The organism is Rhodospirillales bacterium, assembly GCA_014323865.1.
Classification (GTDB): domain Bacteria; phylum Pseudomonadota; class Alphaproteobacteria; order SP197; family SP197; genus SP197.
This window is the reverse complement of the sequence record JACONG010000009.1, coordinates 1-15,807: the sequence shown is the minus strand read 5'-3', so window position 1 is coordinate 15,807 and position 15,807 is coordinate 1. Positions and strand designations below refer to the sequence as shown.

At 64.0% G+C, this 15,807-nt stretch carries 16 protein-coding genes; 6 read left to right on the top strand and 10 right to left on the bottom strand.

What is annotated here, in order from left to right; translation table 11 throughout:
* Positions 1-4: 4 nt before the first annotated feature.
* The 8 genes from era to folK all read right to left on the bottom strand — a co-directional run bounded on the left by era (position 5) and on the right by folK (position 7,105).
* On the bottom strand, positions 5-913 hold the full coding sequence (gene era, locus GDA49_04070; protein MBC6439585.1) for a GTPase Era: 909 nt from the start codon (positions 911-913) through the stop codon (positions 5-7).
* Positions 910-1,617 (bottom strand): ribonuclease III, encoded by a 708-nt coding sequence (gene rnc, locus GDA49_04065; protein MBC6439584.1) that lies wholly within the window; start codon positions 1,615-1,617, stop codon positions 910-912. The genes era and rnc overlap by 4 nt, the downstream gene beginning before the upstream one ends.
* Entirely contained in the window at positions 1,614-2,366 is a 753-nt protein-coding gene (lepB, locus tag GDA49_04060) for a signal peptidase I (protein MBC6439583.1), read from the bottom strand. The genes rnc and lepB overlap by 4 nt, the downstream gene beginning before the upstream one ends.
* 251 nt (positions 2,367-2,617) lie before the next feature.
* The gene (locus GDA49_04055; GenBank protein MBC6439582.1) at positions 2,618-3,043 is read right to left on the bottom strand and encodes a holo-ACP synthase; all 426 of its coding nucleotides are present in this window, start codon (positions 3,041-3,043) and stop codon (positions 2,618-2,620) included.
* Between the two features lie 16 nt (positions 3,044-3,059).
* The gene (locus GDA49_04050) at positions 3,060-3,821 is read right to left on the bottom strand and encodes a pyridoxine 5'-phosphate synthase (GenBank protein MBC6439581.1); all 762 of its coding nucleotides are present in this window, start codon (positions 3,819-3,821) and stop codon (positions 3,060-3,062) included.
* A gap of 111 nt (positions 3,822-3,932) precedes the next feature.
* Positions 3,933-6,074 carry a bifunctional (p)ppGpp synthetase/guanosine-3',5'-bis(diphosphate) 3'-pyrophosphohydrolase gene (locus tag GDA49_04045; protein ID MBC6439580.1) on the bottom strand — a complete coding sequence of 714 codons (2,142 nt, stop codon included), beginning with the start codon at positions 6,072-6,074 and terminating at the stop codon, positions 3,933-3,935.
* A 36-nt stretch (positions 6,075-6,110) separates the two neighbouring features.
* Positions 6,111-6,491 carry a DNA-directed RNA polymerase subunit omega gene (locus GDA49_04040; protein MBC6439579.1) on the bottom strand — a complete coding sequence of 127 codons (381 nt, stop codon included), beginning with the start codon at positions 6,489-6,491 and terminating at the stop codon, positions 6,111-6,113.
* A gap of 77 nt (positions 6,492-6,568) precedes the next feature.
* Complete coding sequence (folK, locus tag GDA49_04035; GenBank protein ID MBC6439578.1) at positions 6,569-7,105, bottom strand: 2-amino-4-hydroxy-6-hydroxymethyldihydropteridine diphosphokinase; 537 nt, start codon at positions 7,103-7,105, stop codon at positions 6,569-6,571.
* Between the two features lie 90 nt (positions 7,106-7,195).
* On the opposite strand from folK, the gene GDA49_04030 reads away from it, so the two are divergent.
* A complete protein-coding gene (locus tag GDA49_04030) occupies positions 7,196-7,792 on the top strand; it encodes an NYN domain-containing protein (protein MBC6439577.1) in 597 nt (198 codons plus the stop codon).
* 33 nt (positions 7,793-7,825) lie between these two features.
* Entirely contained in the window at positions 7,826-8,491 is a 666-nt protein-coding gene (locus tag GDA49_04025; protein MBC6439576.1) for a uracil-DNA glycosylase, read from the top strand.
* Here the strand turns inward: GDA49_04025 and GDA49_04020 are convergent.
* On the bottom strand, positions 8,454-9,182 hold the full coding sequence (locus GDA49_04020) for a DMT family transporter (protein ID MBC6439575.1): 729 nt from the start codon (positions 9,180-9,182) through the stop codon (positions 8,454-8,456). The genes GDA49_04025 and GDA49_04020 overlap by 38 nt on opposite strands.
* Before the next feature lie 80 nt (positions 9,183-9,262).
* Between GDA49_04020 and GDA49_04015 the strand changes: the two genes are divergently transcribed.
* The 3 genes from GDA49_04015 to GDA49_04005 all read left to right on the top strand — a co-directional run bounded on the left by GDA49_04015 (position 9,263) and on the right by GDA49_04005 (position 12,806).
* The gene (locus GDA49_04015; protein ID MBC6439574.1) at positions 9,263-9,730 is read left to right on the top strand and encodes a RidA family protein; all 468 of its coding nucleotides are present in this window, start codon (positions 9,263-9,265) and stop codon (positions 9,728-9,730) included.
* A gap of 4 nt (positions 9,731-9,734) precedes the next feature.
* On the top strand, positions 9,735-11,387 hold the full coding sequence (locus tag GDA49_04010) for a thiamine pyrophosphate-binding protein (GenBank protein ID MBC6439573.1): 1,653 nt from the start codon (positions 9,735-9,737) through the stop codon (positions 11,385-11,387).
* 219 nt (positions 11,388-11,606) lie between these two features.
* Positions 11,607-12,806 (top strand): N-acetyltransferase, encoded by a 1,200-nt coding sequence (locus GDA49_04005; GenBank protein MBC6439572.1) that lies wholly within the window; start codon positions 11,607-11,609, stop codon positions 12,804-12,806.
* Positions 12,807-12,850: 44 nt separating this feature from the next.
* Here GDA49_04005 and GDA49_04000 read toward each other — a convergent pair whose 3' ends face one another.
* Entirely contained in the window at positions 12,851-14,245 is a 1,395-nt protein-coding gene (locus GDA49_04000; protein ID MBC6439571.1) for an aminotransferase, read from the bottom strand.
* Between the two features lie 511 nt (positions 14,246-14,756).
* Here GDA49_04000 and GDA49_03995 point away from each other — a divergent pair.
* On the top strand, positions 14,757-15,807 hold a 1,051-nt coding region (locus GDA49_03995; GenBank protein ID MBC6439570.1), incomplete at its 3' end, for a hypothetical protein.

Here is a 15,807-nt window from a genome sequence, read left to right as displayed (position 1 = left end):
GCGGTCAGTCGGGAAACTCGAGGCCCATCTCCCGATATCGCGCGGGGTCGTCGAGCCAGTTCGAACGGACCTTCACATGGAGGAACAGGTGAACCCGCTGCTCAAGGATACTCTCAAGCTCCTTGCGCGCGGCGATGCCGATCGCCTTGATCGTGCGGCCGCCCTTGCCGAGCAGGATCGGCTTGTGGGCGGCACGCGCCACATGGATCACCTGGTCGATCCGCACCTCGTTGTCTTCGGGCATCTCGGTCCAGAGTTCGGTCTCCACCGAGAGTTCGTAGGGAAGCTCCTGATGGACGCGCAGGAAGAGCTTCTCGCGGGTGATCTCCGCGGCAAGCATTCGCATCGGCAAATCGGAGACCTGATCGTCGGGGAACATCCAGGGGCCATCGGGCAGGCGCTGCTGCAGACCCGCGATCAGATCGTCGATGCCCTCGCCCGTCAGCGCAGAGACGTAAAAGATGTCCTCGGCGACATCGGTCTCACCGAGCTCCGCGCCGATCGGCAGCAGCTGACCCTTCCTGACGGCATCGACCTTGTTGATCGCGACGATCGCCGGCCGACCCTTGCCCTTCAGGCGCTCGATGATGGCACGCGTGTCCGCGTTGAGACCCCTGGCGCCGTCGACCAGCAGGAGTGCCATGTCGGCATCGTTCGCCCCGCTCCAGGCCGCCTCGACCAGGGCACGCTCAAGGCGCTTCTTCGGTTTGAAGATACCCGGCGTGTCGACGAAGATGATCTGGTCGCCATCGACGTTGCGGATACCCGTCACGCGGCCTCGCGTGGTCTGCACCTTGTGGGTCACGATTGACACCTTGGCCCCCACGATCCGGTTCACCAGCGTCGATTTGCCGGCGTTCGGCGGCCCGAGGACGGCGACAAAGCCGCAGCGCATGGCGTTCCCGCCGCTCATGCCGCCGGTGCTTGCACACCGGCACGCTCAAGCAGATACCGGGCAGCCTCCTGCTCGGCCGACTGGCGCGAGCGCCCTTCCACCGTGACATCGCCGAGACCCTCGACGCTGGCGCGCACCGTGATGGTCGGGGCGTGTGAGGGACCGGTCCGGCCGATCATGGCGTAGTCGGGCAACGGCAGGCCCCTGCCCTGTGCCCATTCCTGCAGGCGCGACTTGGCGTCCCGCGGCGGCTTCCGGTGCGCCAGCATACGCGGAACCCAATGGCGTCGGACAAAAGCGCGGGCGACATCGCCGCCACCGTCGAGATAAAGCGCCGCGATCAGCGCCTCGGTGACATCGGCCAGCACGCTGACGCTTTCGCGGGTGCCGCTCTGCTCCTCTCCCGGCGCGACCACGATAAGGCGGTCGATTCCCAGCGCGACGGCCACCTCGGCCAGGGTTTCCCTGCGCACGAGCTGGGCATGACGCATCGCCAGCTTGCCTTCGGCCTCGTCCGGAAAATCACGGTAGAGCGTTTCGGCCATCACCAGACCGAGAACCCTGTCGCCGAGAAACTCCAGGCGTTCGTAACCGTGCCGGTCGCCCGCGGAGGCCGCACCACGATGGGTCACGGCCTGGCGCAACAGGTTCGGATCGTCAAAGACATGATCGAGCACACGCTCCAGCGCGTCCCGCGCCCCGGTCGAGAGCGTGGCGCTCATTTCACGGCCATGAACAGCCGGTCCCAGCGGATCGACGAGGGCCAGGTCCAGGGGGCATGGAGGCTGCCGCATCCGTTCGTGGAGAAGAACAGGAACTCCGCACGACCGATCAGGTTCTCGTAAGGCACCATGCCGACGCTCGGCGAACGGCTGTCGTTCGATCGGTCGCGGTTGTCGCCCATCATGAAATACTGCCCGGGCGGCACCTCGACGGGCCGGGTGTTGTCGTAACGATGCCGATCCGTCGCGTTCAGCACCGCATGATCGACACCGTTCGGCAGGGTCTCCATCTCCTGCGGAATCGGTTGCGCTCTCTCGCAGCCGAGCTCGACGAACGGCAGGGTCGGCTCCAGTTCGACCGGCTCGCCGTTGATGTGCAGGACACCGTCGATGACCTGCACAGTGTCGCCGGGCAGCCCGACGATACGTTTGATGAAATCGACCGAGGTGTCGGTCGGCCTGCGGAAGACCGCCACATCGCCGCGCTCGGGTTCGCGGCCAAACAGACGGCCCTCGAAGAGATCGAGGTCGATGCCGAAACCCGGCGCGTAGTTGCTGTAGCCGTAGGAGAACTTCGAAACGAAAAGGTAGTCGCCGACCAGCAGTGTCGGCTTCATCGAACCGGACGGAATGTTGAAGGGCTCATAGGCGACCGTGCGGATCACAAGGGCAATCATGACCGCGTAGACGATGGTCTTGATTGTGCCGAGCAGTCCGTCGTCGCCGCGCCAGGATTTCGGCAGCAGCATCTCTATCGGCGCAAAGACCAGCTGCAGCAGCATTTCCAGCGGCTTCAGCAGGATGCCGATCAGTGTGAACGGGGTCATCAGGACGAGGAGCCAGAGTGGCGCGGACCCGGTCTTCCCGCCGTCGGGCTCTTCCTGTTCCTCGCCGGGGTCCTGCGCGGTCCGGGCCTCTGCAATGTTCTTCACTTTCCGGGGGAAGAAGAATCGCCGGATCGGCGCAAACACCACATCGACAATGAAAGCGAAAATGGTGTTCATTCGGGCCTTCCGGTGTCGCTTGCGCCAGACGGCACCGCGGAGATGATCACGATGGCCTGGGCGAGCGGCGGATCGTCGGTCATGGTGAGATCGACCTGGGCGATCATGTCCTCGGGTACCATTTCGCCCAGCCGTTCGGCGGCACCGCCGGTGAGGTGCATGGTGGGTTTGCCCGACGGCAGGTTCACGACCTGCAGATCGCGCCAGTAGACGCCGCGGCGGAAACCGGTGCCGAGCGCCTTGGAGCACGCCTCCTTGGCGGCGAACCGCTTGGCATAGGTCGCGGCCCGTTGCGCCCGGCGGTCAGCCTTCCTGCGTTCGGTTTCCGTGAAGATCCGATGCGTGAAGCGGTCGCCGAAACGCTCAAGCGTCTGCTCGATGCGGCGAATGTCCAGGGTGTCGAGCCCCAGCCCGAGAATCATGAGCGTCGGGACCGTATCAGGCCGAGCGAGCGCCGGTCGCGGCAGCGCGAGCGTTGTCCATCAGCGCCCGCATCCGGGTGATCGCACTGTCGAGGCCGCCGAAGATCGCTTCGCCGATCAGGAAATGCCCGATGTTGAGTTCCACGATCTCGGGGATCGCGGCCACCGGGCCGACGGTGCCGAACGACAGGCCGTGGCCGGCGTGGCATTCGACCCCGAGGGAATCGGCAAGAGTCGCCGCGCGTTCGATCCGCGCCAGCTCGGCATCGCGGGCCGTGCCGGCGGCGGCCTCGCAGTAGGTTCCTGTGTGGAGTTCGACCACGGGCGCACCGGCCGCGGCCGACGCCTCGACCTGGCGTTCGTCGGGGTCGATGAAGAGCGACAGGCGAATGCCGGCATCGGCCAGGCGTGAGATATGGCCCTTGAGATCGTCGTTGGCACCCGCGACGTCGAGGCCGTTCTCCGTGGTCCGCTCTTCGCGCCGCTCCGGCACGATGCAGGCCGCATGCGGGCAATGGCGCAGGGCGATCTCCAGCATCTCCCCGGTCGCTGCCATCTCGAGATTGAGCGGCAGATCGATCTCGCCCATCAGGCGCTGGATGTCGCTGTCGGAGATATGGCGACGGTCCTCGCGCAGGTGCGCGGTGATGCCGTCGGCACCGGCCGCAGCCGCCAGCCGCGCCGCGCGGACGGGATCGGGGTGCGGCCCGCCCCGGGCGTTCCGGATCGTGGCCACATGATCGATGTTGACACCCAGGCGGAGCTTGCGGCTTGTCATGTCGGGACTCCCAAAAGGGCGGACGCCGGGGGTCCGCTGGTCGCGCAAGGGTATAATCAACGATCCCGGCATCTTAAAGGGCCATTCGCAAAACTGCTTGAGGCAAGGGGTTCAGGTCTTTGCCCGTTCGACCGCTGTGACGACGGGGTTGGCGCGCAGGGCGGCGATGATGTTGGTCAGGTGGCGCACGTCGCGCACCTCGACGTCGATGCGCATCTCGAAGAAATCGGCAGCGCGGTTGGTGAACTTCAGGTTCGAGATGTTGCCGTTGTTACGGCCGATCAGCGTGGTGATCGTGCCCAGCGCGCCGGGCTCGTTGACGACAATGACGTCGATGCGGCCGACATGGACCTCCGGTACGTCCTCGCCCAGCGTCCAGGAGACGTCGAGCCAGCGTTCGGGCGTGGCCTCGAATTGTTGCAGCATGTCGCAGTCGATGGTGTGGATCGCCACACCCTTGCCCGAGGTCACGATGCCGACGATACGGTCGCCGGGCAGTGGATGGCAGCAGTTGGAAAAGTGCACTGCCATGCCCGGGATCAGACCGCGGATCGGGATGGCGTGATCGCCGGCCGAATCGTCCCTGGGCCTGGCGCGCGGCGTGGCCGCAGCGCCACCCACGGCCTCCGGATAGGCCGCACCGACCACCTGGTGGCTGGTGATCTCGCCGCGTCCGACGGCGTCAAACAGCTCCCTGGCCGTCTTCTGTCCCAGCGCGCCGCAGACATGCTTGAGCGCTTTTTTCGTCATGTCGCAACGCGCCTGGGCGAATGCGCGCTCAAGGATGGCCTCGCCCAGGCGGATGTACTCGTCACGCTCCTTCAGGCGCACGAAACGGCGGATGTGCGACCGCGCACGGCCGGTGACGACGAACCGCTCCCAGGTCGGGCTCGGTGACGCCACCGAGGAGCGCACGATCTCGACCTGATCTCCATTATGAAGAACCATACGTAACTGATTGATTTTACCGTTAATCTTTGCACCGACACAGGTGTCACCGATATCGGTGTGAACGGCGTAGGCGAAATCGACCGGGGTGGCACCCCTGGGGAGCGCGATCAGGTCACCCTTGGGCGTGAAGCAGAACACCTGGTCCTGGAACATCTCGAGCTTCGTATGTTCCAGGAACTCCTCCGGATCGGAGGCGTGATCGAGGATCTCCAGAAGCTCCCGGACCCACCGGTACTGGCGGCCGTCACTCAGCGAGGCTCGTGCCTCGCCGGCCTGATAGCTCCAGTGCGCGGCAACGCCGAACTGGGCGATGTCATCCATCTCGCGCGTGCGGATCTGGATTTCCAGGCGATGGTGTTCGGGACCGTAGACGGTGGTGTGGAGCGAACGGTAGCCGTTCGGCTTCGGCGTCGAGATGTAGTCCTTGAAACGGCCGGGAACCATCGGCCAGGCGCTGTGGATCACGCCAAGCGCGGCATAGCAGGCCCTGGGATCGTCCAGGAGAACGCGGAACGCAACGATGTCGGAGAGCTGCTCGAAGGTGATGTTCTTGCGCTGCATCTTGCGCCAGATCGAGTAGGGTCGTTTCTCACGTCCGCAGACTTCGGCCTTGCTGCCTTCCTGCTTCAGCGTCTTCTTCAAGCGGTCGACGATCCGGGGGATGAGGTCACCGCCCCCCTCCCGCAGGTATCGCAGGCGTTCGACGATGGAAGCCCGGGCCGACGGATTGATCTCGCGGAAGGCGAGGTCCTCCAGTTCGTCCTTCAGCGCCTGCATGCCGATGCGCTCGGCCAGCGGCGCGTAGATTTCCATGGTCTCGCGCGCCACGCGAAGGCGCTTCTCGTCCTTCTTTATGTGGTGCAGCGTGCGCATGTTGTGGAGCCGGTCGGCCAGTTTGACCAGCAACACCCGAATGTCTTCCGACATCGCCAGGAACAGCTTGCGGAAGTTCTCCGCCTGCCTGGAGTCCTCGGACTGGAGCTCGATCCGGGAGAGTTTCGTGACGCCGTCGACAAGCTGGGCGACCTGATCGCCGAACTGGCCGGAGATGTCGTCGAGGGTGGTGTCGGTGTCCTCGACGGTGTCGTGAAGCAGACCCGTGATGATCGACGAGCCATCGAGCTTCATGTCGGCGAGAATGCCAGCCACTTCGACGGGGTGCGAATAATAGGGATCGCCCGAGGCGCGGGTCTGCGTGCCATGCGCCATCATCGCAAAAACATACGCCCGGTTCAGGGCGTCTTCGTCGGCGGTGGTATCGTAGTGTTTGACCCGCTCGACCAGCTCGAATTGGCGCAACATCACGCATCATCCGGGCGCATGGCCCGGGGCGACGGGTCACGGAGCGTAGTTCGAGTCCGCACCGTCGCTGAATGCCGCTTCGTTGTGTTCGTCGTCGGTCGAGGCCAGGGCCGCCGCAGCCGCGGCGATCGCGTCGCCCGAAAGGCCGACCTCGTCGGCGTAACCGCTCTCGCCGTCGTCCACGGCATCGTCCTCCTGGGGCTCGCCTCCGTAGACGAGCTTGCGGCGGATGCCGTCGAGCTCGATCCTGTCGTCGGAGATCTCGCGCAGGGCGACGACCGGATTCTTGTCGTTGTCCTTCTCGACCGTCATGGTCGCGCCGTTGCCGAGTTCGCGGGCGCGCTGGGCGGCCAGCAGCACGAGCTCGAAACGGTTGGGAACGCGCTCCACGCAGTCTTCAACGGTCAGACGGGCCATTCCAGAGCCTCTCGATTTGCATCAGCAGGAAGATTTGATGTGCTGATTGCCTGAAACAAGCGCGAAGTGCAAGGATTTCAGTGCTGTTCGGACGAGTCGTCCATCGGTCTCACGATGCCCCCGTCATCGGGCAAGGCGGCAATCAGATCGTCGATGAGGCGCCCCGAGCCGGGATCGCGCCAATCGGGCGCAATGTCGCGTAGCGGCAGCAGGACAAAGGCGCGCCGGGTCATTCTGGGGTGCGGCAGGAGAACCGGACCCTCGGCGCGCATCTCTCCGGCATGGTCGAGCAGATCGAGATCGACCGCGCGGGCCTCCCATCGTTCGCGCCGGACCCTGCCGAAGGCGTGTTCCAGGTCGTGCAGGTGAGCCAGCAAGGCGTCGGGACCGAGAGTGGTCCGGAGTTCGGCGACACCGTTAACGAACCAGGGCTGATCCGATGGCGGCACGGGCTCGGTCTCGTACCAGCGTGACATGCCGACAACGGTGATGTCATCGCCGTCAAGGCGATGCAGCACCGCCTCGAGTGTCTGACGCGGCGAACCGGTCGCCGACGGCAGATTGGCACCAAGGGCGATGAAGACACCGTCTGTGGTTGATTTGCTTGCTGTCATGCGGCGTTATGTCGTAGAAGGTACGTGCGGGTATGGCAATGACGATCAAACATTGCCGGGCGATTCAATCCGAGGAGTTGGAAGTTCATTATGCAAGGATTCTACAAAGAAGAGCGCATCGCGCTGTTCATTGACGGCCCCAATCTTTACCAGTCCGCCAAGTCCCTTGGTTTCGACATTGACTACAAGCGCCTGAAGACGATCTTTTCGGAGAGAGGGCGCCTTTTACGCGCTTTGTACTACACCGCCTTGTTCGACGAGCAGGAGTACTCGCCCCTTCGGCCGCTTGTCGACTGGCTCGACTACAACGGTTTCACCATGGTCACCAAGACCGCCAAGGAATTCACGGATTCCATGGGTCGGCGCAAGGTCAAGGCGAACATGGACATCGAGCTCGCCGTCGACATCCTGGAGATGTGCGAGTTTCTCGACCATGTCGTCCTGTTTTCGGGCGATGGCGACTTCCGGCCACTGGTCGAGGCTGTCCAGCGCAAGGGCGTCCGCGTCACCGTGGTCAGCACGATGTGCTCCCAGCCGCCGATGATCGCCGACGAACTGCGCCGACAGGCCGACAACTTCATCGACCTCAACGGCCTCGCCGACGAGATCGCACGGCATTACGAGGACCGGTCCCACCCGCCCCGCAACGACGACTTCGAGGACGAGTTCGAAGACAATGACGTTTGAAAACAATGCCAACGAAGCGGTCCCGGTGCGCAGGTGACCACGGCGATCCCGCAACGGGATTGTCCGCACTGCCCCAGGCTTGCAGCCTTCCGTAACGACTGGCGGTCCAGGAAACCCGGCTGGTGCAACGCGCCGGTGCCGGGTTTCGGCCCGGCCGATGCCCGCCTTCTGGTGGTCGGGCTGGCACCTGGCCTGCGCGGTGCGAACCGGACCGGGCGCCCCTTCACCGGCGACGGCGCGGGCGACCTGCTCTATCCGACGCTGATTGCAGCGGGTTTCGCCGAGGGTGTGTTCGAAGCCCGGCCTGACGACAGCCTGAAGCTGGTCGACTGCCGGATCACAAACGCCGTGCGCTGTGTTCCACCGGAGAACAAGCCGACCGGCGCCGAGATCAGGGCCTGCAATCCCTTCCTCAGCGCGGAAATCCAGGGTCTTGCGAAGCTCGAGGTCGTCGTGGCGCTCGGTGGCATTGCCCATAACGCGGTGCTCGACGCGCTGGGTATCAGACGCAAGGCGGCCAGGTTCGGCCATGCCGCCAACCATGCGCTTGAGAACGGCATCCGGCTTGTCGACAGCTATCACTGCTCGCGGCTCAACACGAACACCGGACGGCTGACGCCAGCCATGTTCGAGGATGTCTTCAGGATGGTTCGCGCCGGCTTCAGGTCTTCCCGACCGGTCGTTCACGCGGCAGGCTGATCACGATTGCACCGAAGATCAGGCCAGCCCCCAACACGGCTTCCACTGTGACCACCTCGCCGAACAGCAGCCATCCCACGGCGAGAACCGTGACGAGTTCGCCCGATCCCGCTACCGCGGCGCGTGCACTGCCGGCCAGGGATGCGCCGACCACGACCAGCATGATGCCGACAATGCCCGTCACCAGCGTCATGCCGGCCAGCGAGACCCAGCCCGCGGTACTGACCGGCAATGTGAGCCCGCCCTCGACGAGGAGCGTATAGGCACCTGCGACGAGGCCCGCCGCAGTCGTCAGCAACAGAGTCCTGAGCGCGGGGTCGACGTCGCTCGGAATGCGGCTGAGGCAGACGAGATAGAGGCTGTATCCCAGCGGCGCACCGAACGTGACAAACACGGCAGGCATCAACCCGAACTCGATCGCGTCGGGTGCCAGGATCAGGGTGGCTGCAAACACCACAAGAACGATGGTGCCGAGCATCCTCGGCTCGATCCTCACGCCAAACAGGACCCGCGCGATCACCAGCGTGAACGCCGGATAGGTGTAGAACACCAGCACCGTAATCGAGGCGGGCAGCATGGCATAGCCTTCGAACAGGAAGATCGGCAACAACCCGAAACCGAAGGCTCCGAGCGCGACCATCGCCATGCCCAGACGCGCCTTTTGCCCATCGCTTCGCTCACCCTCGCTCATCGCACCTCACATCCGTTGACGCTGCCCGGGGAACTCCGTATGTCGGTCGTCCGATACGCTCATTTCAAGGAGACGAAGACATGGCCGGAGAAATTGACGCGCGCCTCGCCGAACTCGGCATCGAGCTGCCCGAAGCGGCAGCGCCGGCGGCGAACTATGTACCGTATGTGTTGAGCGGCAACCATGTCTTCGTGGCGGGCCAGATCACGCTTCACAACGGTGAGCTGAAATACCGGGGCAAGCTGGGCCGGGACGTCTCGGTCGATGAGGGTTATCAGGCCGCACGGCTCTGCGCGCTGAACATCATCGCGCAGGTCAAGGCGGCTTGCGGCGGCGACCTCGACCGGGTCCGGCGCATCGTGCGTCTCGGCGGCTTCGTCAACGCCGATGGGGACTTCCACGACCATCCCAAGGTGATCAACGGCGCCAGCGACCTGATGGTCGAGGTCTTCGGCGACAAGGGCAAACATGCCCGCGCCGCGGTCGGCTGCCCTGCCCTGCCGCTCAACGTGGCGACAGAAGTCGACGCCATCGTCGAGATCGCCTGATCCGATGAACGGCGGCGAGGCCCTGGTCCAGACACTGGCCTCACACGCGGTCGACACGGTCTTCTGCGTGCCCGGCGAGAGCTATCTCGCCGTGCTCGACGGACTGCGCCGGCACGCCAGCAGCATTCGGCTGGTGACCAACCGGCACGAGTCCGGCGCGACCTTTGCCGCAAACGGCTACGCCAAGATCGCGCGGCGGCCCGGCATCGCCTTCGTCAGCCGCGGCCCCGGTGCGACCAACGCATCAATCGGCGTGCACACCGCCGATCAGGACTCCATCCCACTGGTGCTCTTCATCGGCCAGGTGCCGCGCGAGGAACTGGGTCGCGAGGCGTTCCAGGAGATCGACTACAAGGCCTTCTTCGGCACGATCGCCAAGGCCGTGCTGGAGCCGATCGACCCCGCGGACGTGGCGCGCGCCACCGCAGATGCTCTGACCATCGCCCAGGCCGGTCGCCCCGGTCCGGTGGTGGTCGTGCTGCCCGAAGACGTGACCGAAGCCGAAGCGGGCGATGTTGCCATCCCCACGCCTCTCCCGCCGGTCCGGGGCAACGCCGGCGACCGGCAGATCCGCGAGGCCGCCGCTCTGATCGACAACGCGAAGCGTGTGCTCATCATCGCGGGCGAGCTGATCAAATCCGAAGCCGCAACCATGCGCCTCGGAGCCTTTGCGGAATCGGCCGCGGCTGCCGTGGTCTCGGCCTTCCGCTGTCAGGACGCGCTCAACAACGACCACCCGGCCTACGCCGGCCTCTTCGGGCTCGGTCGCCCGCCCTATCTGCAGGAGGCCTGGGCCGAGGCCGACCTGGTGATTCTGGCCGGAAGCCGCTTCGATGCCATCACGTCGGTGGACTTCACGCTGCGCGACGATCCCAAAGCGATGATCGTGATTCATCCCGATCCCCGGACCGTCGCCGGGTTGCGGCCCACGCTGGGCATTGCGTCCGGGGTCGGGCCGGTGCTGCGGGCGCTGACGACAGCGATTGAAACACCCAGCGCCGAACGGGCCGCCTGGCAGGCCAGGCTTCGCGCCGGCTTCGAAAGGTATCAGGCCCAGGCGCCGGACGCGGTCGGTGCCGTCGACATGACCGCGGTCATCCGGCATGTCGACAGCCGTCTCGCGGAGATCGATCACGTCGTCACCAACGACGCCGGCAATTTCTCGACCTGGCTCCATCGCCATTTCCGCTATCGCCTGCCCGACAGTCAGGCCGGCCCCATGGCCGGTGCGATGGGCTATGCCGTGCCATCGGCGGTCGGTGCCGCCCTGGCACGCGAGGGGGCGCATGTTGTCTCCTTTGTCGGTGACGGCGGATTCATGATGACAGGTCAGGAACTCTCGACTGCCGTGCAGAACGGCCTGAAAGTCACCGTTGTGGTCTGCGACAACAGCCACTACGGCACCATCATGATGCACCAGCATCGCTATGCCGGAGCGGGCAACTATGCCGCGATTGCCCTCAACAGCCCCGACTTTGCGGCACTGGGGGCGGCCTATGGCGCAAAGTCCTGGACCGTGACGACGACAGACGGCTTCGGACCGGCATTTGACGAGGCGCTCGCCCACGACGGTCCAGGCCTGATCCATGTCGTGACCGACATCCGCGATATCTCGGCAAGCAGTCCGCTGAACAGCCAGGTCCCGAATTCTCCATGAAACAAGGGTTCAGGGCAGGTCTGCAACCGCATCGACCGTTCACGCCGGTGACGGCCGTCACGGCTTGCGGTGCGCCGCGGCCAGCATCAGGCCCGGTTCGTAGCGACGCAGGGCATCGTCACCGCCCGCAGTGCTCTCCGGCATCGTGTATCGGCATCGTGTATCGGCATCGTGTAAGGGGGATGCATTTATCCGGATCACCACGCAAACTGCAACGACATGGCCGACCTGCCCGCATCATCCGACGACGTTCCGGAGTTCAGCGCGACGACGCTTCAGACACGAAGTATCGCAAGCATTCACAATGTCGCGCCCGAAGCCTGGGACGCCTGTGCCGGTTCGAGGAATCCGTTCCTCAAGCACAGCTTTCTGGCCTGCCTGGAGGACAGCGGATCGGCGACACCCGAGACCGGCTGGGCGCCGGCCCACATCCTGCTCGAAACGCTCGACGGCAACCTGCTGGGCTGCACACCGGCCTACTTCAAGAACCATTCCTACGGCGAGTATGTCTTCGACCACGGCTGGGCCGACGCCTTCGAACGGGCGGGTGGGCGTTACTATCCGAAACTGCTTGTCGCGGTGCCCTTCACGCCGGCGACCGGGTCACGCCTGCTGGTGCCCGGGAATGCGGCCGACGCCGATGCCCTGCGCAAGACCCTCGCCGCCACCGTTGTTCGCGTTGCAGAGGAAGCCGGTGTGTCGTCGGCCCATGTCAACTTTGCGACCGAAGCCGAGTGGTCCCTGATGGGCGAGCTGGGCTTCCTGCAGCGTACCGGCCTGCAGTTTCACTGGGATAACGACGGTTACGAGAGTTTTGACGGCTTTCTCGGGAGTCTCGCCTCACGCAAGCGAAAAGCGATCCGCAAGGAGCGGCGCGAGGCGACCGGGAACGACATCGAGATCGTCCAGCTGACCGGCGACGCCCTCGACGATCCCGACGTATGGGAGGCGTTCCATGCGTTCTACCGCGATACCGGGAACCGCAAGTGGGGCACGCCCTATCTGACCCGCGAGTTCTTTCATCTGCTGGGCGAACGCATGGGCGAGGACGTGCTGCTTGTCATGTGTCGCCGGGAGGGTCGCTGGATCGCCGGTGCCCTCAATCTCATCGGCAGCGAAACGCTGTTCGGTCGCTACTGGGGCTGCATCGAAGACCACCGCATGTTGCATTTCGAGGTCTGCTACTACCAGGCCATCGACTATGCCATCGCGCACGGACTTGCTCGCGTCGAGGCGGGTGCCCAGGGCAGCCACAAGATCCAGCGCGGCTACATGCCGATGCACACCTATTCGGCCCATTGGATCGAACACGGCGGCCTGCGCGAGGCCGTGACGCATTTCCTTGAGAAGGAAGGCCGCCAGATCGACTGGGAAGCCGACGCGATCGAACGCAAGTACTCGCCCTTCCGCCAGACCTGATCGCCATGCGGCCCGCCCGCATCCGCGTCACGGGGGCGTCGGGATCAGTCCTTGCCGTCCCACGAACCGTCGCGGATCATGTCGTCGGCGACGTCCCTGATCGCCTTCTCCATGATGCCGACCATGTCGTCGACCTGGTTCCTGGTGATGATGATCGGCGGCGAGAACACGCAGAGGTGCCACATCGGCCGCAGGATCAGGCCGTACTCCTGACACTTGCGGTCGATCTTCTTGCCGACCGAGAGGCTGTCTTCGAACGGCTCCTTGCTGGCCTTGCTCTTCACGCACTCGATGCAGCCCATCAGGCCGAGACCGCGCACATTGCCGACCATGGGCAGATCGCCCAAACCCCGCAGACGCTCCTGGAAGTACGCGCCGGTTTCGCGGGCGTGACCCATGATGTTGTCACGCTCCATGATCTCGATGTTCTTGAGCGCGGCCGCCATGGCAACCGGGTGACCGGAGTAGGTGAAGCCCATCGAGAAGGTCGCGGACTCACCGGACTTGTCGATGATGTCCTGGTGCAGCTTCTCCGAGATCGCCGTCACGCCGGCCGGGATGTAGCCCGACGTGAAGCCCTTGGCCGCCGTGATGATGTCCGGAACGATATCGAACACCGGCTCCGAGGCGAAGAAATGGCCCATGCGGCCGAAGCCCGTCACGACCTCGTCGGAGATGTAGAGGATGTCATGCTTGCGGCAGAGTTCGAGGCAGCGCTTCTGATAACCCTTCGGCGGCACGATGACACCGCCCGAGGCCAGGATCGGCTCGGCGATGAAGGCCGCGACGTTATCGGCACCAAGCTCGTCGATCCGGCCCTCGAACTCCTCCATCAGGTGATCGAGGAACTGATCGTCGGTCATGCCGGCGGGCTTGCGGTACGGATTGGGCGACGAGATATGGCTGATCCACGCGGTCACACGCTCCATCCGGTTGTCGTTGCCCGGCTTGCCGCAGAGCGAATCCGCCAGATACGTGCTGCCGTGATAGGCGTCGGCGCGGGTGATGATGTACTTCTTCGTACGCCGCTCCATGACGTTCCAGTAGTAGTGAACGAAACGGACCGCGGCATCGTTCGCGGTCGAACCGCCGGTCGAATAGAAAAAGCGGTTGAGGTCGCCCGGCGTCAGCGTCGCGAGCTTGGCCGAGACCTCGGCGTGCGGCGGCGTTGCCATGGACCAGGGCGAGTAATAGACCATGCTGCGCACCTGGTCGGCGATCGCCCGGGCCATTTCCTCGTTGCCATAGCCCAGCTGGACGGCCCACATGCCGCCGATGCCGTCGATATACCTGTTGCCTTCACCGTCGTAGACGTGGATCCCTTCGGAATCGGCGAGCAGGGTATGATCCGCCCGGCCGAACTCGTGCCAGGGATGCATGGAATGCGCCTTGTCCTTGGCCAGCAAACCCTCAACGTCGAAATTGAAATTGCGTCTCATGCTGCACCTGTGTGTCGTTTGTGTTTGACGGCACCGCGAGCACCATTGCCCGTGCGCCGGCATCGGCCGGTCGGTTCCCGGCCGATACTTTTCCGGAGAGCGGCACCGCAGCGGAACCGGGTTCCGGTCTCCCACCCCGGCCCGTCGCGCGTCCCTTGATGAGGGACCACAGGAGGTGTGAACCCTGTCAGGATATTCGTCAGGTTTTCTCCGGGCAAGGGGCTGTCAGCCACGAGCAACGCGACAACGCCGGTGGCCATCGTCACGGTCTCGGCAAGGGCATCGGTGCGCGGCGGCGCTCCGGAACGGTTGTGGGGCGCGGCGGCGCTCCGGAACGGTTGTCCGTCCATGCTCGGGCGCAGGTTCGACCTTGCAGAGACGGCAGGATCGCACGCGAGGACATCGGGACGATTTCGGGCGCTGCAAAAAAAGGGCTTGACGTCTTGCGCCTTGATCGAATATGAGTAGGCTAAGTCCTGAGGGAACCCCGACGAACTGGGAGAAATCGACCATGAACAAACTGTCAAGCGTTGTTGCAGCTGTGCTCCTGATTGCAGGGGTTGCCGCCCACGCCGATTCCGGTGAGGCCACGATTCTCGCCAGTGCGCCCGGAGCTACAGGCCAGCAGGGACCCGAACCCCTTGTAGTGCCGCACTATGCAGGTTTTCGAAATGCAACGATCCAGACGAGCACATATAACAAACAAGCCAGCAAGCTTGCTTCGATAAGTAATGCTGTCTTTCTGGGCCCTGCTCTTTCCAACCCGTCTTCCCTCCGGAGCGCTGGGAAAGGCCTCCTGACGGGATATTTGAGGACTGAGTTCTATGGCTCATCAAGAATCATGGGCCGTCTTGCAGTCACCGCCGATTTCAGTGACGGTAGGGTCACGACATTTGCAAGCAATTTTCGTCGGTTTGACACTGCCGACGATCCGAGCCCGAGCGGTGGCTGGAATAGCCGTGGCAGGGTTTTGGGGACTCTTTCCGGTAGCGGAACGATCACCACAACAGCATTTGCAAGCACTCTGGATGGCAGGATCAATGACGGTGTCAATGGTGACATAGACGTCGATGCCGATATGCAGGGCGAGGTTTTTGCTGGCCGTGGGAAGAAGTTGACGGTATACGGCACTAGTATTACAGGGACCTATACGATTGCGGCCTCGAACAACCTTCGAGGCAGCGGAACAGCATCAAGCCGCCAAACCGTCACCATCACCGACCCAGGTAGCACTACACCGACAGATATCAATGGTGATTTTTACCTCAGCGATGACAAAAACGGTCAAAGAATCGCTCTTCGCCTGAACCCGGGGGGTAGCGGTGTAACAATCAGACCGCTCAGACATCTCCGGGAAACCGATAATATGAACTTTATCGCTGCAGCTGCCGAAACCGGCCTTCTCGAAGCCCCGGATTCTCTCCCGGCGGGGAGCGGCACCTTGTCGGGATATGTCCGGGCTGACAATCTTTACAACAATCGTCGTCTCATCGGCAGTCTCACAATCAATGCCGATTTCGATGCCGGTACGGTCAGCGCACGGGCCCAGGATTTCTCAGACT

Excerpts from the sequence above, each read along its gene's own strand:
- folK (MBC6439578.1), bottom strand. The coding sequence starts at position 7,105 with ATGACAGCAAGCAAATCAACCACAGACGGTGTCTTCATCGCCCTTGGT.
- GDA49_04055 (MBC6439582.1), bottom strand. The coding sequence starts at position 3,043 with ATGATTCTCGGGCTGGGGCTCGACACCCTGGACATTCGCCGCATCGAG.
- GDA49_04020 (MBC6439575.1), bottom strand. The coding sequence starts at position 9,182 with ATGAGCGAGGGTGAGCGAAGCGATGGGCAAAAGGCGCGTCTGGGCATG.
- GDA49_04050 (MBC6439581.1), bottom strand. The coding sequence starts at position 3,821 with ATGACAAGCCGCAAGCTCCGCCTGGGTGTCAACATCGATCATGTGGCC.
- rnc (MBC6439584.1), bottom strand. The coding sequence starts at position 1,617 with ATGAGCGCCACGCTCTCGACCGGGGCGCGGGACGCGCTGGAGCGTGTG.
- GDA49_04000 (MBC6439571.1), bottom strand. The coding sequence starts at position 14,245 with ATGAGACGCAATTTCAATTTCGACGTTGAGGGTTTGCTGGCCAAGGAC.
- GDA49_04030 (MBC6439577.1), top strand. The coding sequence starts at position 7,196 with ATGCAAGGATTCTACAAAGAAGAGCGCATCGCGCTGTTCATTGACGGC.
- GDA49_04045 (MBC6439580.1), bottom strand. The coding sequence starts at position 6,074 with ATGTTGCGCCAATTCGAGCTGGTCGAGCGGGTCAAACACTACGATACC.
- lepB (MBC6439583.1), bottom strand. The coding sequence starts at position 2,366 with ATGCTGCTGCCGAAATCCTGGCGCGGCGACGACGGACTGCTCGGCACA.
- GDA49_04040 (MBC6439579.1), bottom strand. The coding sequence starts at position 6,491 with ATGGCCCGTCTGACCGTTGAAGACTGCGTGGAGCGCGTTCCCAACCGT.
- era (MBC6439585.1), bottom strand. The coding sequence starts at position 913 with ATGAGCGGCGGGAACGCCATGCGCTGCGGCTTTGTCGCCGTCCTCGGG.
- GDA49_04015 (MBC6439574.1), top strand. The coding sequence starts at position 9,263 with ATGGCCGGAGAAATTGACGCGCGCCTCGCCGAACTCGGCATCGAGCTG.
- GDA49_04005 (MBC6439572.1), top strand. The coding sequence starts at position 11,607 with ATGGCCGACCTGCCCGCATCATCCGACGACGTTCCGGAGTTCAGCGCG.
- GDA49_04010 (MBC6439573.1), top strand. The coding sequence starts at position 9,735 with ATGAACGGCGGCGAGGCCCTGGTCCAGACACTGGCCTCACACGCGGTC.